At 38.7% G+C, this 20223-nt stretch carries 20 protein-coding genes and 1 tRNA gene; 15 read left to right on the top strand and 6 right to left on the bottom strand.

Annotated elements, in window-relative coordinates:
• Positions 1–6: 6 nt before the first annotated feature.
• Both lysS and MST18_RS11305 read left to right on the top strand, forming a co-directional pair.
• Positions 7–1533, top strand: coding sequence for a lysine--tRNA ligase (lysS, locus tag MST18_RS11310; protein WP_180133804.1), 1527 nt, complete (start codon positions 7–9; stop codon positions 1531–1533).
• A gap of 169 nt (positions 1534–1702) precedes the next feature.
• On the top strand, positions 1703–3154 hold the full coding sequence (locus tag MST18_RS11305) for a capsule assembly Wzi family protein (protein ID WP_180133803.1): 1452 nt from the start codon (positions 1703–1705) through the stop codon (positions 3152–3154).
• Positions 3155–3510: 356 nt separating this feature from the next.
• Here MST18_RS11305 and trpS read toward each other — a convergent pair whose 3' ends face one another.
• Entirely contained in the window at positions 3511–4524 is a 1014-nt protein-coding gene (trpS, locus tag MST18_RS11300; RefSeq protein WP_168379231.1) for a tryptophan--tRNA ligase, read from the bottom strand.
• 202 nt (positions 4525–4726) lie between these two features.
• Here trpS and MST18_RS11295 point away from each other — a divergent pair, with 202 nt between their 5' ends.
• Both MST18_RS11295 and MST18_RS11290 read left to right on the top strand, forming a co-directional pair.
• Positions 4727–5653, top strand: coding sequence for a DUF808 domain-containing protein (locus MST18_RS11295; RefSeq protein WP_180126638.1), 927 nt, complete (start codon positions 4727–4729; stop codon positions 5651–5653).
• Positions 5654–5699: 46 nt separating this feature from the next.
• A complete protein-coding gene (locus MST18_RS11290) occupies positions 5700–6605 on the top strand; it encodes a neutral zinc metallopeptidase (protein ID WP_180024102.1) in 906 nt (301 codons plus the stop codon).
• A gap of 56 nt (positions 6606–6661) precedes the next feature.
• Here the strand turns inward: MST18_RS11290 and MST18_RS11285 are convergent, their stop codons facing one another.
• Complete coding sequence (locus MST18_RS11285; protein ID WP_180102595.1) at positions 6662–7219, bottom strand: hypothetical protein; 558 nt, start codon at positions 7217–7219, stop codon at positions 6662–6664.
• Positions 7220–7438: 219 nt separating this feature from the next.
• Between MST18_RS11285 and MST18_RS11280 the strand changes: the two genes are divergently transcribed.
• From MST18_RS11280 to MST18_RS11255, 7 genes are all read left to right on the top strand, one after another.
• Positions 7439–8938 carry a sodium:proton antiporter gene (locus tag MST18_RS11280; RefSeq protein ID WP_180024104.1) on the top strand — a complete coding sequence of 500 codons (1500 nt, stop codon included), beginning with the start codon at positions 7439–7441 and terminating at the stop codon, positions 8936–8938.
• Between the two features lie 383 nt (positions 8939–9321).
• Entirely contained in the window at positions 9322–9717 is a 396-nt protein-coding gene (locus tag MST18_RS11275; protein WP_067764127.1) for a transposase family protein, read from the top strand.
• Complete coding sequence (locus MST18_RS11270; protein ID WP_257250054.1) at positions 9665–10135, top strand: transposase family protein; 471 nt, start codon at positions 9665–9667, stop codon at positions 10133–10135. The genes MST18_RS11275 and MST18_RS11270 overlap by 53 nt, the downstream gene beginning before the upstream one ends.
• Positions 10136–10292: 157 nt before the next feature.
• Positions 10293–10451: a BapA prefix-like domain-containing protein gene (locus MST18_RS16660; protein ID WP_180085153.1), complete on the top strand. Its 159-nt coding sequence runs from the start codon at positions 10293–10295 to the stop codon at positions 10449–10451.
• Positions 10426–10872: an Ig-like domain-containing protein gene (locus tag MST18_RS11265; RefSeq protein ID WP_180133610.1), complete on the top strand. Its 447-nt coding sequence runs from the start codon at positions 10426–10428 to the stop codon at positions 10870–10872. Before MST18_RS16660 ends, MST18_RS11265 begins: the two co-directional genes overlap by 26 nt.
• Before the next feature lie 30 nt (positions 10873–10902).
• Positions 10903–11262 carry a type I secretion C-terminal target domain-containing protein gene (locus MST18_RS11260; protein ID WP_257250053.1) on the top strand — a complete coding sequence of 120 codons (360 nt, stop codon included), beginning with the start codon at positions 10903–10905 and terminating at the stop codon, positions 11260–11262.
• A 71-nt stretch (positions 11263–11333) separates the two neighbouring features.
• Positions 11334–11651 (top strand): MGMT family protein, encoded by a 318-nt coding sequence (locus MST18_RS11255; RefSeq protein WP_180024106.1) that lies wholly within the window; start codon positions 11334–11336, stop codon positions 11649–11651.
• 105 nt (positions 11652–11756) lie between these two features.
• On the opposite strand, the gene MST18_RS11250 is transcribed toward MST18_RS11255, so the two are convergent.
• Positions 11757–12197 (bottom strand): universal stress protein, encoded by a 441-nt coding sequence (locus MST18_RS11250; RefSeq protein ID WP_078193002.1) that lies wholly within the window; start codon positions 12195–12197, stop codon positions 11757–11759.
• Between the two features lie 293 nt (positions 12198–12490).
• Positions 12491–12907 carry a hypothetical protein gene (locus MST18_RS11245; protein ID WP_078193001.1) on the bottom strand — a complete coding sequence of 139 codons (417 nt, stop codon included), beginning with the start codon at positions 12905–12907 and terminating at the stop codon, positions 12491–12493.
• A 167-nt stretch (positions 12908–13074) separates the two neighbouring features.
• Between MST18_RS11245 and MST18_RS11240 the strand changes: the two genes are divergently transcribed.
• Positions 13075–13151 (top strand) — tRNA-Met (locus MST18_RS11240).
• Between the two features lie 267 nt (positions 13152–13418).
• Here the strand turns inward: MST18_RS11240 and MST18_RS11235 are convergent.
• Together MST18_RS11235 and MST18_RS11230 are read right to left on the bottom strand one after the other, a co-directional pair.
• On the bottom strand, positions 13419–15044 hold the full coding sequence (locus tag MST18_RS11235) for an NAD+ synthase (RefSeq protein ID WP_180133611.1): 1626 nt from the start codon (positions 15042–15044) through the stop codon (positions 13419–13421).
• 375 nt (positions 15045–15419) lie between these two features.
• On the bottom strand, positions 15420–15935 hold the full coding sequence (locus tag MST18_RS11230; protein ID WP_180133637.1) for a hypothetical protein: 516 nt from the start codon (positions 15933–15935) through the stop codon (positions 15420–15422).
• Positions 15936–16097: 162 nt separating this feature from the next.
• On the opposite strand from MST18_RS11230, the gene MST18_RS11225 reads away from it, so the two are divergent.
• The 3 genes from MST18_RS11225 to MST18_RS11215 all read left to right on the top strand — a co-directional run bounded on the left by MST18_RS11225 (position 16098) and on the right by MST18_RS11215 (position 20221).
• On the top strand, positions 16098–17600 hold the full coding sequence (locus tag MST18_RS11225) for an AAA family ATPase (RefSeq protein WP_180133612.1): 1503 nt from the start codon (positions 16098–16100) through the stop codon (positions 17598–17600).
• Positions 17588–19024: a VWA domain-containing protein gene (locus MST18_RS11220; protein WP_180133613.1), complete on the top strand. Its 1437-nt coding sequence runs from the start codon at positions 17588–17590 to the stop codon at positions 19022–19024. The genes MST18_RS11225 and MST18_RS11220 overlap by 13 nt, the downstream gene beginning before the upstream one ends.
• A 240-nt stretch (positions 19025–19264) precedes the next feature.
• A complete protein-coding gene (locus MST18_RS11215) occupies positions 19265–20221 on the top strand; it encodes a metal-dependent hydrolase (protein ID WP_180133614.1) in 957 nt (318 codons plus the stop codon).
• Positions 20222–20223: the final 2 nt, after the last annotated feature.

Raw genomic sequence — 20223 nt, 5'->3', positions numbered from 1 at the left:
ACAGAGATGACGCAACATAACGCTCAATCGACTTCTGAACAAGCCATTTCCGAAAACGATTTAATTGCACAGCGTCATGCCAAGTTAGAGCACATCAAAGAGCACGCCAAGGAAACAGGTGTTAGCCCGTGGCCTAACACATTTAAGCGTGAACACTATGCACAAGACCTACAAGATCAATTCGCTGAAAAATCAAAAGAAGAAATTGAAGCAGGCGAAAAGGTTTATGTAAAAGTTGCTGGTCGTGTGATGTTGAACCGTGGTTCATTCATCGTAATCCAAGATATGACTGGTCGTATCCAGCTTTATGTACCACGTAAAGAGTTGGATGCTGATGTTCTTGCAACAATTAAAGCACTCGATTTGGGCGATATTATTGCCATTAAAGGTTATATTGGTCGTTCTGGTAAAGGTGACCTTTATGTTCATATTGAACATTTTGAGCTTTTAACCAAATCACTCCGTCCACTTCCAGACAAATTCCATGGTTTGATTGATACTGAAGTTAAATACCGTAAGCGTTATTTAGACCTCATCATGAACGAAGAAACACGTAAAACTTTTGAAATTCGTGCAAAAGTGGTGTCAGGTATTCGTTCATATTTGAGCAATGAGCGTTTCATGGAAGTTGAAACACCAATGATGCATGTGATTCCGGGTGGTGCATCTGCGCGTCCATTCGAAACTCACCACAACGCATTAGATATGCCTTTATTTTTACGTATTGCGCCTGAGCTTTACTTGAAACGTTTGGTCGTTGGTGGTTTTGAGCGCGTGTTCGAAATTAACCGTAACTTCCGTAACGAGGGTGTATCAACACGTCATAATCCAGAATTCACCATGATTGAATTCTACCAAGCATATGCAGACTACAAAGACCTGATGGCTTTGACAGAAAATATGCTTGAAAAATTGGCCATTGACATCTTAGGTTCGACTGATGTGCCTTATGGTGATGAAGTGTATAGTTTCAAAGGTCCATTCAAGAAAATTTCGATGTTTGATGCGATTCTTGAACATAACCCAACGTTCACTGCTGAAAATGTATCTGACCGTGAGTTTCTTGCAAACTTCGTTAAAAATGAACTGAAAGAGCAAGTAAAACCTGGTTTTGGTTTAGGCAAACTTCAAACCATCGTATTTGAAGAAACTGTTGAAACAAAACTTCGTCAACCGACATTCATCACAGAATATCCAGCGGAAACTTCACCATTAGCACGTCGTAATGATGAAAATCCACATATTACTGATCGTTTTGAATTCTTCATCGGTGGTCGTGAATTGGCAAATGGTTTCTCAGAGTTAAATGATCCGATTGACCAAGCTGAACGTTTCCAAGCCCAAGTTGCTGAAAAAGATGCGGGTGACGATGAAGCAATGCATTACGATGCAGACTTTATTGAAGCATTGGAATACGGCTTACCTCCTACAGCGGGTGAGGGTATCGGTATTGACCGTTTGGTGATGTTGTTTGCGAATGCTGCAAGTATCCGTGAAGTGATCTTATTCCCTCATATGCGTCATAAAAACTAATTTAGTTTTTGAAATAAAAAACCCGCTTAATGCGGGTTTTTTATTTTGTATTTTTATTGAACATCTTTACCTAAATGATGAAAAAAATAAAAGGAGATACAGTTTCACCCTTGAATAAATGAGTTGAAAAATCTAAGGTGGGCTGTGAATTAAACTTGAGAAAAAGAGCATGTATTTAAGAAAGTCACTCTATGCTGCTGTACTGTTTGGATTATCAGTTCCTGTTTTTGCTCAAGGGATTGTATTAAATAATGAAGAGTTACGCGCAGATTTGAATTGGTTGAATCAGCAAGGCGTTATTCAAATTAGTACCTCAACATGGCCAATGAGTGGAGATGAAATACAGCGAGCGTTAACTTCTGCAAAAGTGATGACACCTGCACAACAAAAAGTATTACAAAGTATTCAAAATAAATTGACTGCCGAAAATGCATTATTAAAAGCAGAATTGTTTGCAGAGTCAGATAAAAATAATTTACCGCAAAATTTTGGTGATCATCAAAAAGCGCAATATCAAGGTGCATTTGAACTCAACGTTGGTGGTGAAAATTGGGATGGTCGTTTACGTGTAAATGCTGAAGATAAACAGCAAATTAATAATGATCAAGATGTAAATGTGGAAGGCTCATACATTGCCGGGAAGCTTTGGAACCAATGGTTAATTGCAGGTCAGATTCAGACTTATTGGGGGCCTGGTCATGACGGTAGTTTAATCCGTGGTGATGCGAGTCGTCCTGTGTACGGTGTTACTGCACAGCGTGCACAACAGAATGCTTTTGAAACACCATGGCTATCATGGATCGGCCCTTGGCAGTATCAAGCTTTTGCTGGACAGTTAGATGATTATTCTGCTATCCCAGATGCAAAACTCATTGGACTTCGACTAACTGCACAACCTACTCCATATTTGGAATTGGGAGCATCACGTTCTATACAATGGGGTGGCGAAGGTCGTCCCGAAAGTTTTAGTTCACTTTGGGATGCCTTTATTGGTAATAAAGATAATGGTGGAACAGGTGAGGCTGATCCATCAAATCAAGTCGCGGGTTTTGATGCGCGTTTGAATTTACAACCACTTGTGCAAGTTCCAGTTAGTCTTTACGGCCAATATATTGGTGAAGATGAAGCAGGTGGTTTACCGGCAAAAAGCATGTATCTTGCAGGTGTTGATTATTCTTCAAGTGTAAATAATATGCCTTATCAACTGTATACTGAATGGGTTGATACTCGAACTAATGGTGATGCCAAAGGCATTTCATACAATCACTCTATTTACACAGATGGATACTATCAACATGGCTACCCACTTGGTCATGCATTAGGTGGTGATGCTCAAATGGTTTCAGTAGGTGGGAATATACATATTGATCCATTAAATCGTCTAAATGGTCGTGTACTTTTTGCAAAAGTTTCTGAAACAGAACGTGCTGCTTTGAACAATGCAGCATTTCCAGAAAAAGATGAATTGAAAGCTCTAGACTTAACTTGGACACATTATTTACGTCCAGATATGCCTTTAAAAATTAATGGTTGGGTGAGTGACTCGGATTTAAATGGTAATGATGGTGGAGCGTCAATTGGAATTGAACTACCATTAGATAAACGTTTATTTCATTACTAATTTATATTTGTTTTTAAAATGATGTATTAATTGAAAAGTCCGCTTATAGCGGACTTTTTTCTATTGGTAATTGTCAATTTTTAGACAAAAAAATACGCAATGATTGGGGTGTTCACTGCGTATAACAACGAATCTGCTTTCACAGGTTCGGTAAAGGAGAAATGTTATGAATTTAGGTATTCCTAAAACATAAGTAGATAATAGAGTGAACGGTCAGTCATTTCATTGGTGTTCACGTTAAGTGATGTTACCTAACGTTAAAACTAAGGAGATTTTGTGAATACCTTCACAAAAAGTGCCTGTAAAAAAAAGCCTTTCATAATGGAAAGGCTTAATTTTACGGAATTTTTTTAAATTTAGAAGTGGAACACACCCAGTCCAGATTTAATTTCATCTAACGTTTGTTGGGTAATATCACGGCATTTATCGGTACCGGTTTTTAAAATATCCATGATGTAGTCAGGATCTTTTTGCAATTCTAAACGGCGTTCACGGATCGGGCCGATGAGCTCTTTTAGCACACCCTCAAGACGCTTTTTCACAGTACCATCGCCTAGACCGCCACGACGATAGTGTTCTTTTAATTCTGCAACAGCTTCTTTATCTGGATCGAATGCATCAAGGTAAGTAAATACGACGTTACCTTCAACTTGACCTGGATCTTCAATGCGTAAATGATTTGGATCGGTATACATTGCATTAACAGCTTTCTTGATATCTTTATCAGTCGCGTCAAGCACAATGGTATTGCCCAAAGATTTAGACATTTTTGCTTTACCATCAAAACCTGGTAAACGACCTACATTAGAGAGTAAAGCTTTACATTCAGGAAGTACGTCACGACCAATTTGACGGTTTAAACGACGAACAATTTCATTGGTTTGTTCAATCATTGGAATTTGGTCTTCGCCCACTGGAACGACAGATGCTTTAAACGCTGTAATATCGGCAGCTTGAGCCACTGGGTAGCATAAGAAACCTGCAGGAATGTCACGCTCAAATCCACGCATTTGAATCTCAGATTTGATGGTTGGATTACGCTCTAAGCGAGAAACCGTCACAAAGTTCAAATATAACATGGTCAATTCATTCAATGCTGGTAAGCATGATTGAACGCAAATCGTGGTTTTAGTTGGGTCAATTCCTACAGCAAGATAATCGGTTGCGACTTCAATAATATTGCGACGAACTTTTTCGAAGTTATCGGCATTATCAGTTAAGGCTTGAGCATCAGCTAAAAGGAGATGTTGATGATGCGAATCTTGTAAACCTACACGTGAACGTAAAGAACCTACAAAATGACCTAAATGTAATTGTCCAGTCGGACGGTCGCCAGTCAAAATCACTGGACGATTATCTTGAGTACTCATTATCTGTTCCAAAGTGGTAGTCAAAGCTACGGCTGATTTTCAAAGAATGTCACCATTGTACGGCATTCTATTTTTGATTGTTACTGACACAGCACAATTGACTGAAAAATGGGTGAATATTTTGTTAATTATTAAAAAACTAAATACAATTTTAGCGTTAAATGGAATTAGAATATTAAAAAATGCCTAAAGGATAAAAATAATGGCGAGTAGCTTATTAATCTTACTTGATGATATTGCAACTGTGCTGGATGACGTTGCTGTCATGAGTAAGATGGCAGCCAAAAAAACAGCGGGTGTCCTTGGAGATGATTTAGCACTGAATGCGCAACAAGTCAGTGGTGTCCGTTCGGATCGTGAACTTCCAGTTGTTTGGTCTGTGGCCAAGGGTTCTTTTGTTAATAAATTAATTTTAGTTCCGGCTGCTTTATTGATCAGTGTGGTTGCACCTTGGCTGATTACACCGCTTTTGATGATTGGTGGTTTGTTCTTATGCTATGAGGGTGTGGAAAAAGTCCTGCATAGTTTGCATCATAAAAAAGCCAAAACAGAAGAAGTTGCTCGTGAAGAGATGACCCATATTGAAACAGATTTGGTGACTTTTGAAAAAGAAAAAGTCAAAGGTGCCATTCGGACCGATTTTATTTTATCTGCTGAAATTGTGGTGATTTCATTGGGTACGGTTGCAACTGCGGCATTTGGGACCAAGGTCATGGTGCTTTCGGTGATTGCAATTTTAATGACCGTTGGTGTTTATGGTTTTGTCGCGATGATTGTCAAAATTGATGACTTAGGGCTTTATCTCACTCAACAAGCATCACAATTGAAAAAGACCGTTGGACAAGGTTTGTTAGCATTTGCACCTAAGTTGATGAAGACATTGACCATTGTCGGTACGATTGCCATGTTTTTAGTGGGTGGTGGCATCATTACCCATGGTGTACCTTTGCTACACCATTTTATTGAAGGCTCTGTAGATTATGCAGAACATATTCCTACAGTCGGCAGTATTGTGGGTGCATTAACACCGACTTTAATCAATTTAGTGACAGGTTTTATTGCAGGTTTAATCGTGCTGTGTGTCGTATCTTTAGTTCAAAAAGTATGGCCGAAGTCGCAAAAGGATTAATCTGTAAACGCACGGATATCAACTATTTTATATAAGGAAGATCACTATGCGCTGGAAAGGTCGAAGAGTTAGTTCAAACGTAGAAGACCGTCGCGGTGGTGGCGGTGCAAAAGCGGGTGGGATCAGTATTCTCGGTTTGGTTGTGGCATTTGTTGCGTGGAAATTTTTTGGTGTCGATCCGCAGCAAGCTTATCAGGCGACCAAACAAGTGACTTCACAGGGTCAAACGGCTGAAGTCAAAGGTCTGGATAATCCAACACCTGAACAACAAGAAGCGATGGATTTTGTTGGAACGGTTTTGGCTGATACGGAAGATACATGGACTAAAGTCTTCCAAGAACAGTTAAATGCCCAGTATAAACCGCCTAAATTGGTCATGTTTAATGGTGTGGTCAACTCGGGTTGTGGTACAGCACAAGCGGCAATGGGGCCGTTTTATTGCCCAGCAGATCAGAAGGTCTATATTGATACTGCATTCTTTAAAGATATGCGTACGCAAATGGGCATCACGGGTGAACAAAATCAAACGGAATTGAGCCGTCAAGATCAGGCGGGTGATTTTGCGCAAGCCTATGTGGTTGCCCATGAAGTTGGACATCATATCCAAACGATTTTGGGCATTTCTGAGCAAGTTCAGCAGGCCCGTGCACAAGCGTCTAAAGCTGAAGGTAATCGTTATTCGGTCATGCAAGAACTACAAGCAGACTGTTTTGCGGGTATTTGGGCCCATCATAATCAACAGCGTACCCAATTTTTAGAGCAGGGTGATGTAGAAGAAGCGATGGATGCAGCGCATAAGATTGGTGATGACTATTTACAGAAAAGTGCAACAGGGCAAGTGGTCCCAGATAGCTTCACGCACGGCACCAGTGAACAACGTATGAAATGGTTCCAGACAGGGTTGAAATCAGGCAATATTAATAGCTGTGATACCTTTAATCAAGCCATTTAAAACAAAAAAGAGGATGCAAAACATCCTCTTTTTTTCATTGAAAAATAGATTGAAGCTTATTTGTTGAGAAATGATCTAAAGTTTCGAACAATACGATAGCTGACATACAATGCGGCAAATGCAAATAAAGCTACGCCAAAAACAGTATATTTAAGGCCTGAAATATCGTTTTGATAGAACTGTTTTAACTGGGCATCGCTATAGCGTAATTGTTTTTTTTGTCCAGTGCGGCTATTGGTGAAACTCACATTTTGGATATATTGAAATTGTCCGATTTTCAGTAAATCGAGGTGTTGAATTTGTCGGGTGTGTTGCTGATTAAATTCATCGAGACAAATATCTTGTGCATAGTTTTCACAATTCAGTTTGGCAAGATAACCATTATTCGCCAGCATGATAAATATCGCACGATCGGGTGATTCATTATTGGAGACCAAAACCAATTGTTCTTTGGGTGTTGAATCCAGTGAGATCGTTTTTGCCTGACTAAAATAGTGCTCAGCACGTAAAATTTCCTGTGTCTTACTATAGCAAGTGAGGATCAGGGCCGCCGTAATGATAAAGATCACCGCAGCAAAAAAGAGTCGAAAAACAGTTTTAATAGTCTGATGCATAGGAGAAATCATGTAGATGATGAAAATGCATAAAATTTATGCAGGCTTGCTATGTTAAATGATCTTGATAAAAGATGTGAAAAAAACTGAATTGATACACGGAATTTAGATAAAATTCGTTAGAATATTTTATTTTTAAATACTAAATAATTTGGTATTTATTTTCAAAATACCTATATCTCACTCTGTAGGCGACACAGCACCAAAATTGGGAACGAAATGGGAAATTATTTTTTTCTACAGGTTTTTACCGTTATTTTTGCACTTTCGATTGCAACCACGATTTTTAATAAACGTATCTTGGGCTTTCCACAAGCCATAGGTGTTCCCATTGTTTCTGCAATTTTTGTCTTTATTTTGCAATGGGGCGCAAGTTTGCTCAATGGCAATCAATTTGTGACGATTAATTTACACAATATTGAAGAGGCAGTTCGTCATATCGACTTTTATGACTTTTTAATTAATGGCGTGATTTGTTTTATTTTGACCTCATCTGCCTTGAAATTTAAAGTTTCCGATTTACGTTTGCATTGGAAGCCGATCAGTATTTTGGCCAGTATTGCCTTGGTGCTTTGTGCGGTGTTTTTTGGTGTTGCTTTATATGGTTATCAGTTCTTAATTGGTCATCATGTTGATTTATTGGTGTTGTTATTATTAGGCGCTGCTTTAGGTGCGACTGACCCAATTGGGGTTAAAGGTGTATTAAGTTCTGTACGTGCGCCACATCATTTGATGGTGAAATTAGAAGGCGAATCGCTCTTTAATGATGCCATGTGTATTGCCGTGTTTATGACCTTACTCAATGTTTTGCAAGGTGAACATTTTACCGTCATTGGTACGCTTGAAACACTGTTATATGAAATTGTTGTCGCAGTCATCATTGGTTGGGCATTTGGTTTAGGAATATTACGTTTACTCCGTGGTAAACATGAAATGGAATCCTTGATTTTAACCACAGCGTTGTTGGCAAGTGGTTCTTATCTAGTCGCTTTATTCGCACATGCATCTGCACCAATCGCATGTGTTATTGGTGGTTTGATCGTTGGGAATAAATGGAAAGAAATTCTTCAAGAGCGAGAAATCAGGGAAGTGAATCATTTCTGGCATACCGTGGAAGGAATCATCAATTCCTTTTTATTTACCCTGATCGGTCTTGAGTTATTTATCTTAGATTTAAGTATCAGCTTGATTTTAGGCGGCATGGTGGCGTTTATTATTTTGCATGCATCGCGTTTTGCAGCAAACTATTTATCTTTCGCATTTTTCCCGAGTTTCCGTAAAAAAAGCTATAACGGTAGTCTTGCGATTTTATCCTGGGGAGGGGTTCGTGGAGGCATTTCATTGGCTTTGATCCTCGCTGTTGCCAATATTCCTGAACTTAGTGAATACAGTAGTATTTTGATTGGATATACATTTATTGCGGTATTAATGTCGGGGCTCGTGTGTGGTCTAGGTTTACCTGCTGTGATGAATGCTTTTTATTACAATCCGAATGAAGAAACCAAAGGCTTTAAAGGTTGGTACCAAAGAATGTGCCATAAAATGAATAAAAAGGGCTTCCAATATATTGTGGGTGAAGATATCCATGGTAATGAAACCATTACGGTTTATAACCCAGAAGCGTTAATAGATACCAAAGCGGATGATGGTGTTGCTGCTGTACATAACCCAGAAAAAGTGCAAGAAGTTCGTCGTTTGGAGAACCCTGAAAACTTCTAAAACTGTTTTGTTTGACTTAAAAAAGGAAATGCTTGAGCATTTCCTTTTTTTATTTATAGTTATGTTTCATCATGGTACATCAAAATGGGGGGAAATTATGACTGGTCATTCATTGGTATTATTGTGACTTACATCACATAAATAAGTGTTTGTTATTACTTGCATAAAGATGGATCTAAAATCTAAATGTATTGATAAAAATATTAAAATATTAAAATATTAAAATATTCAAACAATTATGCAAAAAAATACACAAAGCATGATATAACGCACACAATTAAAAAAATTGGTTTTAATAAGCCTCTTTCATAAATCAAAAAACGAACAGTCTCTTGCTGATTATTTGTACCGAAGAATTTTAAATATTCATGCATAATCTGCGGATGAAATATATCGATTCAAAGAAGCTTTCTGAAACACAATTTAAGCGATACACCGGCATATCATGGTCAACCTTTGATTTAATGGTTGAACAACTGAAAATGCATGTTCCTGCTAAAGGTAGACCAACTAAATTGAGCATAGAAGATCAAATCCTTCTGTGCTTAAGTTATTGGCGTGAATACCGAACCTTGTTCCATGTTGCAACAAGTTATGGTGTGTCAGAGCCGACTGCTTCAAGAATTGTCCGTCATGTAGAGGACTGCCTGATCAAGTCCAATTTATTTAATTTACCGAAGCATTTGCCTGAGGGCGAAGGCATCGACTGGAACGTGGTGATTGTTGATGCCACAGAAATTCCAATACAAAGACCTAAAAAAACAGAAGAAAAGCTATAGTGGCAAAAAGAAGGCACATACTTTCAAAGTTCAGGCCATCATTCATTATAGAACTCAGCAAATTATGAGTTTATGCACTGATCGTGGTGCTGTACATGATTTCGAACTCTTCAAACGAAACTTACATCAGATTCCGGCAGGTGCCTTTATCCTTGCAGATAAAGGCTATCAAGGGATTTACGCAGTGTATCCAAATAGCTTGTTGCCATTAAAAGCAAAAAAGCGCTGTAAATTGGATCCTGAACTAAAAATCTATAATCAAGAAATCAACAAAAGAAGAATTGGGGTTGGGCATGTATTTGGTAGTTTAAAAACTTTCAAAATCCTTGCCGAGCGATATCGTAATCGAGGAAAAAGACTGGGCTTAAGATTCAATTTAATTGCGGGAATCTATAATTTAGAGCTGAGCAAAAAATGAATTATGAAAGAAGTCTAATGATTTGTAATTAAAGAAATTATTAATCACCAATAACTCATTACAAAACCAAAAAAACATAAAAACGGCCCTAATGTAAATAAATGAGGTTTTACCTATGTCGTAAATTTCTGTCATTTCTAAAGAAAGTCATAAAGTTTTGTATCAAGTTGAATCCAATCAAGTTGGGCTTATCAAAAATTCTGTCATCGTACTCAAAATCCGGAAAGAGGATGTTACTTCAATTACAAAGAATGGTGCTGACGTAATAATCACCTTAAAAAAATGGGGAAGTGATTACTGTACAAAACTATTTTAGTGAGGCGACACCAGACAATAGTTTGGTATTTGAGGGTGAAGACGGTACATGGTATTGGGCAAAATTTACAACAGCCAATGGTGATATTGCGGATGTTATTCAGTACCAACCTTTAGATGAAATTGAACCGCTACTCTTTAACGATTCTTTGACAGGTGTAATTTTACCTTGGATTGCGGGAGCAGCCGGTGCTGGTTTATTGGGTGCGGCTATTGGTGGTGGATCTGATTCATCTGGTGGTTCTAAGGATACGACTAAACCTGACGCGTCTAAAGATGTGGTGATCACCGATGATGGTGAGCACGTCACAGGTGAAGGTGAGCCGGGTACAACGGTAGAAGTAAAAGATCAAGATGGCAAAGTCATTGGCGCAGGCACAGTGGATTTATCAGGGAATTTTGATGTTGAATTTAAAAATTAATTAACCAAGGGTGAAACCATTGAAGTCACTGTGATAGATAAAGTAGGCAATGATCAATTCAACACCAAAGCGGGCATTGATACGGTTATTTATAAAGTATTGGATCAAGCCGATGCAACGGGCGGTAATGGACATGATACTTGGAATGACTTTAATTCGTCTGTAGGCGATAAAGTGAATATCAAAGCCTTGTTACAAGGTCAAAATGTCAATCAGTCGAATATTGATCAGTTTGTTTCGGTTAAATCTGATGGCAAGGGCAACACTGTGATCAGCATTGATCGTGATGGAACAGGATCTAAATTTGGTGATAAAGTTGAATTACTCACTTTGAAAAATACCGATGTGACTTTACAAGATCTAATCGATCACAACCAATTACTGTACTAATCTGTCAAAATTAAGTATTAATCAAAGAGAACCTTCGGGTTCTCTTTTTTATGCGGCTCAAAGGAGATCAGATGAAGCAGAGTGATGAATTGGCAACGCAAATTTTGTCGGTCATTCAATTGATACCGCAGGCGAAGATTGCCACTTACGGACAAATTGCCAAATTAGCGGGTTTACCGAAGCATGCACGACTGGTTGGCTATGTACTCAAGCATCTAGATGCAACATCAACGATCCCATGGCATCGGGTGGTCAATGCGCAAGGAAAAATCAGCACGCAGCGTTGCAATGAAAAAGGTGAAAATATCCAGCAATTGAAATTGGCAGCTGAAAATGTCTTTGTGGTGAGTGGACGCATCTCATTGAAACAATATCAATGGTTACCCTAAAAAATCCTTGCCTTAAACTTAGCGTTTTTTATATTGATGACGCAGTCAATAAAAAAGCCCTCTAGGATCAGAAGGCTTTTTATTTCACGCTATAAATCTAATGGCTTATTTGCGCACAACCAAAACAGGAATGTCTGAAGCACCCAGTACACTTTGAGCTACGCTGCCCAAGAAGAATTTTTTGATCCCTGTACGGCCATGTGAACCAATGATAATCAAGTCCGCATGTGTTTCTTCTGCAGCTTTAACCAGTTCAGTATGCACCACTTGACCTTCAAGTAAGCGAGTTTCAACAGTGACACCTTCAGTTGAAAATTTCGCTTTTGCTTCTTCAAGTGTATTTAAAATCGATGCACGAGCACGTTCAATTAAATCATTGGTTTGTGTTGCTGAAATATACTCTGCAGCAATATATGGATCGAGCGTCAGTACTTGAACCACAGTAATTTTACTGCCAAAAGTTTTTGCAAACTCGACAGCTTTAGCCACCGCAGCATAAGAAGTTTCTGAACCGTCCACTGGAACTAAAATATTATTTAAAGCCATCTTATTTCTCCTTATCTGATCAATTGAATTTGGATGGAAAAACCTGAAAAAAAGTGCTACTTACATTGATCATAGTTTCATCATACGCTTTTTTATTTGGGAATAAAACCAAGTAAATTCATAAGGATATTGCGAAATTTGCAATAAAAATATTGCAAAAATATAGACTTGTTTTCACCTCGCTTAGCGATAGCAAAAATGTTCAATAATGTAAGCAGCTATGTCTAGATTGTAAGACAATTTGGTGCTGAAAAAATTGAGCCTAGATAATTCATCCATCAGTGGACATGGTTTCAATCACACCGTTTCTCTTGCTCTGTCAGGGTAATATGCAACGCTTGTTGCTCAAGCAAGCTTAATTTATGCAACGCATCTTCAGGGAAAATCTGTTTTTGCAGGCGTTGAATTTGTCGCGCTGATAAATGCTGATTGGCACAATACATCGCAGCTTCATTAGCGCGCGCAACACTGACTAATTTCTCCTGATCATTGAAGTCGAGACGAATGATTGATTGCTGTGCTCGGCTAAGTTGAGCCATGCTGCGCTTTTGTTGCATGCTCAATAAAGGCTGTTTATTAATCCAAGTCGCCACATCACGTCGCACACCATTATAGTCAACAAAAATAGGTGAGACGATTTGGCAGCCCGTTAAGGTCATGACGGCAAGGCTGAGGGTCAGACAGGCTTTTTTTATCGAATTGAATTGCATGATAAAACTCTAATTTTTAATCAAAAAATATAGTAAATAGGGCTAAAAATAGCATAATTTGCTTAAATAGTAACATCTTGAACTTTGCTTGTTTAAACTCTGAACAATTGCAAACAAAAATGCTTGACGATAATGTATGAAATCTAGATAATGCCACCACAGTTTACGGCTATGTAGCTCAGTTGGTTAGAGCACCGCACTCATAATGCGGGGGTCACAAGTTCAAGTCTCGTCATAGCCACCATTTTTATAGACCAAGCTCTCAGCTTGGTCTCTTTTTTTGTGCCTTGAAAAAGTCAAATAGATTCAGATAATTACAGCACTAATAAAATGATCTATTTACGATGTTTATGTGGAAATAAAAGACAACTCAAATCTTTAACTGCATTATTTTATGACCTGACTTTTGAAATATACTTCTCAATTATTTTTTATTTTTACTGCTGCGTATTTTACGCCTATAAAAAAGCCCAGTTCTATAACTGGGCTTTTTTTAATTTAAATCGAGTAATTAGATACCCGGTTTCCAACCATTCACGATCGGGTAGCGACGTTCACGGCTAAATGCACGTGAGCTGATACGTGGACCGATCGCGCCTTGGCGACGTTTGTATTCGTTTAGATCAACCAAACGGATGACTTTTTTCACGATTTCAGCATCAAAACCTTTGGCAATGATGTCATCTTGACTCATGTCTTCTTCGATATACGCATACAAGATGGCATCTAATACTTCGTATTCAGGTAATGAGTCTTGGTCTTTCTGATCTGGACGAAGTTCCGCAGAAGGTGGACGAGTAATTACACGTTCAGGAATCACCGGTGTTTCTGAAATGCTGTTACGGTATTTTGCTAGTTCAAATACAATCGTTTTATAGACGTCTTTCAGAACGGCAAAGCCACCGACCATGTCACCGTACAATGTACAGTAACCAACAGATAATTCAGACTTGTTCCCTGTAGAAAGGACTAAATTGCCAAACTTGTTCGATAAGGCCATTAGCAACGTACCACGAGAACGCGCTTGTAGGTTTTCTTCAGTCGCATCAGTCGGTGCAGCGCCAAAGAAAGGGAATAAGGTTTGCATAAAGCCATTCACAATTGGATTGATTTCGGCAATACCAAAAGTTACGCCCATATTCTTGGCTTGTTCAGCCGCATCTTCAACACTGATTTGTGCAGTATAAGTATATGGCATCATGACCGCTTGAACTTTATCTGCACCAATCGCATCGGCAGCAATCGCTAAAGTTAATGCTGAGTCAATACCACCAGATAGACCTAAAATCACGCCAGGGAAGCCTGAACGTTGTACGTAGTCACGGGTTGCGATCACAAGGCTTTGGTAGATTTCAGCCATGGTATTTAATACAGGCGTGATTGCACCTGTTTTAAAGGCTTTTTGTTCAGCATCGTATTCTGCGATATATAGATCTTCAACAAAACTCGGTGCTTGCAATGTAACTTCACCTGAATTGTTCATCACAAAGCTTGTGCCATCAAAGACAAGGTCATCTTGACCGCCGACTTGGTTACAGTAAACCAGATTGATGTTCAATTGTTTGGTCAATGCAGCCATGGTTTCAATGCGATGCTGTGGTTTACCAACTTCATAAGGTGAAGCATTTAGAACCAAAGCAGTTTCAACATTTAACTGAGCAAGCTGTTGAACAGTTGGTAATGCCCAAACATCTTCGCAAATCAATACACCAAACTTATGACCTAAATATTCAAAGACAAGGTGTTGATGACCCTCACTGAAATAACGTTTTTCATCAAAAACGCTATAGTTTGGAAGATTTTGTTTATTGTAAATCCCGAGAACTTGACCATTTTTCATGACAGCAGCAGAGTTATAGCGCTGACCATCTTCAGTTTGATTTACAAAACCAAAGACTAAAACGATGTCCTTAATGCTTGCTAATTGTTCAAAAGCTTGCTGTGTACGTTTATTTAAACTTGGACGTAATAATAAATCTTCAGCAGGATAACCAACTGTAGAAAGTTCCGGAAAAACAATAATATCTGCATTCTGTTCTTTTGCAGCATTGGCTTGTTGAAGCATTTTTGCTGCGTTTGATTCTAGATTACCAATATGCGGAGAGAACTGAGCAAGTGCAATTTTAAAACTATTCATTCCAACTAAATCCTATTCCTATAGGTGAATACACTTAACACACTGATTTGTATTATTGTGATTATTCAGCGAGTGTATTTAGATACGAAAAATACTGCCGAAAGGCGAAAACAAAACACCATCAACGTATGATAATTCACTTGTTTTGATGCAAAGCAAAAAAATAATGTGAACCTATTTTATCTGAATTTAAGCGAGATACTAGAGGTATTCATAGCTTTTAAAAGCCTAGCTGAGCTTATGTGCCATAAAGTAAATATTAATGCTGTTTTTTTGTACTTAAAATAGCGTCAATGGCCAAGCACTAGTGTGAAATAGAATGATCAGGCGATATTTAATTTTATCTATAAATATTCGTCAAAGAGCATTGACGCTTTACAGCTCAATTTGATGAACAAGTTCTGGATATAAAATAATATTTTTAATTCGCTTTAAATAGATGTCACGAGCAATGTCACCTTGTTGCTCAATGTTGTAGTCAAAAAATGCCTTGTGTGGTTTGAGGGTATAGCGGTAAGGATTATATTTTTTAAAACTGAAGAAATACGCCATCTGTAAAACAGCACCCCGACCCAAAACATTGATCTGTTGCTGGTATTGATAAACATGGGCCATCTCATGAATAAACAGGGCACGATATCCTAAAGACGCTTTGGCATAGTCCGCTTTAAACAGTAAATTTCGTGCATGGATATACCCCTGAGGCGCCATGACCACATGCGCAGATTGCCAAGGCAAAAAAGGGTGATTCATCACTTTCACTCGTTCATATTGAATCAAATCCCCAAACACACTCTGACACATGGATATTTCACCTGCCGTGAGGGATCGATATTTAAAACCTTCAAGTTTTAACAGTCGGATGAGTGTAGGAAAGAAGGGCAACATGATGAAAAGTTTCTAGAGTTCCAAAGGGATGTGTAGTTTTACTATAACCTGAAAATACAATATCACGCTGTTGCGCTGTATTTAAAAAGCCATATTTTTGCATCTCCTACAGCGAAAAATCGGTTAGGGCGTTACAATTTAGTTTTAGGTCAAACAGATAATCAGATGCAAGCACGGATCAATACTTTAATTTCTGAAATCAGCAAAAATATGTATGAACGTGAGCAGATTATTGCTTTGAGTTTGCTGGCTGGTGTTGCGGGCATGAATACCTTTTTATATGGTTTGCCCGGTACAGCAAAAAGTTTGATTTCACGTCGAATCGCCTCTGCTTTTGAAGTCCATGACTATTTTGAATATTTGATGAATCGTTTCAGTACGCCGGAAGAAATTTTTGGTCCAGTATCGATTAAAGCCTTAAAAGAAGATCAATATATTCGTAAAACAGAACATTATTTACCACGAGCAGATTTTGCTTTTTTAGATGAAATTTGGAAAGCCAGTCCAGCGATTTTAAATACTTTACTGACCTTGGTGAATGAGCGGAGTTTTAAAAATGGTGACATTGTCCAAAAAGTTCCATTGAATGTTTTGGTTAGTGCATCGAATGAAATTCCCGAATCAAATCAAGGTCTAGATGCATTGTATGATCGTTTTATTTTGCGTTTAGAAGTGCCGCCGATTGCTGTTGCAGAAAACTTTCATGCTCTATTACAGGCCAAGCCGAGTCAAGTCAGTGTTGAAGTCGATGCAACTTTAAAAATAACAAAAGCAGAGTTACAAGATTGGCGGGAACAGATTTATCAGGTGGAATTACCCGAATCGATTTTAAATCTGTTTGATCAACTTAAAAATCGACTCAATCATAACTTTGAAGATCACGTGGTCTATGTCTCTGACCGTCGTTGGCAACGTGTGGCTTATTTAGTCAAAGCCTGTGCATTTTTAAATGATCGTCCATCAGTGATTTTGAGTGATCTATTAATTTTAAAACATTGCTTATGGAATCAGCCTGAAGACATCGCCTTTGTTTCACAGCAGATAGATGAAGTATTGGCTGAAAATGGCTTAAATTACGGTTTGCAATTCGAACAGCATGTGGCAGAGAAGGATGCACTTGAACAGCGGGTGCTCAATCATTTTTATTATACCGATGATGTGTATGAGAGTTATTTAATTCATGGCACTGACTACTTACGTGCAGTGACCAATCTAGATCGACACTATAAAGATAAATTGTTGTATCTCGAACTGGATAAAATGGATACGAAAAAGGACTTCTTTGCCTTAGATGATACCGGTGAAGAAGTGCGTGGCATCGTATGTAATTTTAATGGTTCAAGAGTGTGTACGTTAAAAGGTGGCTATTACGGTTTAGAAGAAGTGGTGACGCCGTATATAAAACATACCAAAGGTAGTCCACGCAGCTCTCTTTCAGCACAAAGCCAATATGAGCTGTTACACGAAGTTCAACAGCTCAAAGCACAGTTTCAAACAGAATTGGAACTGTTAACGGAACGATTTAACAGTCAAAAACATCAGTTTAAATCGGTCTTTGTCACTGAACAGGATATTCAACATTTGATTCAATCTATTGAGCAGCAATTGGCAAGATATCAATTGCAGTTGCAAGATTGTGAGCGTCTGGAACAGTTATGTCGCAATTAAAACTGACACGACAACAAACCCAATCAGCACTCGATGAATTAAGTTCGCAGCTTTATGATGAATTAAAACAATCCAGCTTAAAACATTGGTTGGATGATCATAAAGTGGCAAAAAAGCTCGATCAAAAAATTCAGGAATGGGCCTTTCAGGCAAAGTCGAGTTTAGATCAGCAGCATCCCTATGCATTGGTGCAGCAGCAATTGGAACATTGGCTTGCGTTAAAGCATTGGGAACAGGGTGATTTTGTTCAATTTCACACTGAATATGCCGCCTTCATGCAAACCTTGGGGATTCCTGAATTCACTGAAATGTGGCAACAGAGCCAACAGTCGTTGCTGACCGAGCAGCAGCGTCAATTACAAATAGAGCTATTCAAAGGCAAGTGGCAGCGCAAATTGACCGAAGCCATTGCGCATTGGGAGTTTGAACAGCTCCGTTTACAGCGCGATGCCTTTTTAGATGAAATCAAAGATTTTCTCGCGACATTGTCGAAAATGGTCAAGCACCATGACAGTGTCGGGTTTGAAACAGGGATTTTTCTGGACTATTCCAAAGGACAATTAACAGAACACGATGTACAAAACTTTGAGCAATGGGCCAATTATCTCGAGCAAGATCGGGCGCTTAAACGTCTATGCCAAATGATCGGAAGCGCACAGCCGAATATGCCACGTAAGCGGATTTCTGCTCTGTTAGAACAAGAACCACAGCAGCTTATTCACACCCCGATGGCACAAGAGGAAATTACTGGAATTAAATTGGCACAAGAACTCTGTATGGCTTTACCTAGCGAGTTGGCGCTGTTAGCCGATCCAGACTTGCAGGTTTTATTTGATTTGAAATATTTAGAATCTAATCTGATGAGTTTTAATCGACAAGGTCAGCAACAGGGACGGGTGATCGAAGACCCACGCCATACACAGCGTCGAGTCGGACAAAAAGGCCCGATGATTGTCTGCTTAGATACCAGTGGCTCAATGAATGGGCAACCTGAACTGATTTCCAAAGCGATTTGTTTGTATTTATCTATTCGAGCGTTAAAAGAAAAGCGAGCGATGTATTTGGTAAATTTCTCGACCAATTTAACCGCGCTGAATTTACAGCGTAACAGCGCTTTGGATGATGTCATTCACTTTTTAGGGCAGTCATTTCATGGGGGAACCGATATTATCCCTGCGATGAATCATGCCGTGGACATGCTGAAACAACCGAATTTTGTACATGCCGATGTGGTGGTGATTTCCGACTTTATAATGGGTCAACTGACTGAAGAACTCATGCAAGAGATCACACATTTTAAGCAGCACGGCAATGGATTCTATGCTGTGGCTATCGGTAATTTTAAACTGGATCATTTAGACGACAGCCTGTTTGATCATCAATGGGTCTATCAATCTGCGACCGGTGAAGTGCAAAAAATCTAATAATCATCACTCACTCAAAATACGCCATGACCTTTAATGACAAGCTTTTGAGCCATACAACACCGATGTTTTAAAGATTGTCTGACAAAGAAAATATTTGAGCATTTTTGCAAATCGAGAGGTCGGTTTTGCTAATGGCCTAGTGATCTATCTCACTTAATTTGATCCTCAATCTATGTGTTTTTACTTCAATCGACATGAAGTCAATGAACGGTAAACACCCAAATTGAGAGCAAAATCATGAGCGCTTTTCAACCGATAAAAAAAACGTTAGCACGCGTATTTGCAGGCCCTGTCTTTGACCCAACAAAACAGTCTGCCGTTGTTCCTATTCGTCATATGAAATTTGATTTTGAACCAGAAAAAATTGATCCAAAATTTTATATGAATGCAGAATTGGCCAGTGCCTATTTTGCATCTTTATCTATTTTCTTAACCCGTGGCGAAGATTTGGTGATTGATACTGCTCGATATCATCGCGACTTTATTCAAGATCCTGTATTAAGACAACGTGTCACGTCGTTGATTGGGCAAGAGGCTATTCATTCACGTATGCATGAAGAAATGAATGAAGCGTATCGCGCAAGAAATCTGCCTGTGCAATTTTTTAGAAAATTAGAACACTACGTCTTTGCCTATGGTTTTGAACGTATGCCACAGCCAATGAAGTTATCCTCAATGGCAGCAATTGAGCATTTCACCGCAGTGCTTGCGGAATACATGATGAATCATGAAGAAATCTTTTTTAATTCAATAGATGAAAAGCAGCGCGCTATTTGGATGTGGCATATGTTGGAAGAGTCTGAACACAAAGACATTGCCTATGATGTTTATCAAGAATTATCAGGTAATTATGCTTTACGTATTGCTGGCTTTTTCCCTGCATTAATTACCATTTTGGGTTTGATTTCGATAGGCGCTTCGATTGTGCCGTTTTACAGAAAACCGTCGAACTTGATTAGCCTAAGTTATTGGAAAGATGTTCCGCGCAGTTTCCAACTGATTTTTGGGTTAAAAGATGGTGTTTATGGCAGCAGCCTCGGGCATATTTTTGATTATTTACGACCAAGTTTTCACCCAAATGATCATGACACTTCTGCATTTCTTGAATATTACAAAAAGCGTTTGCTGAACCCCGTTGATGGTGTGTTGACACCTTATTTTGTCAAAGAATTTACCCCAGCATTAAAACGATAAAA

The sequence above is a fragment of the Acinetobacter sp. YH12068_T genome (genome assembly GCF_024606005.1).
Classification (GTDB): domain Bacteria; phylum Pseudomonadota; class Gammaproteobacteria; order Pseudomonadales; family Moraxellaceae; genus Acinetobacter; species Acinetobacter amyesii.
The sequence above is the reverse complement of the archived record's forward strand: the minus strand, read 5'-3'. Positions and strand labels throughout refer to the sequence as shown.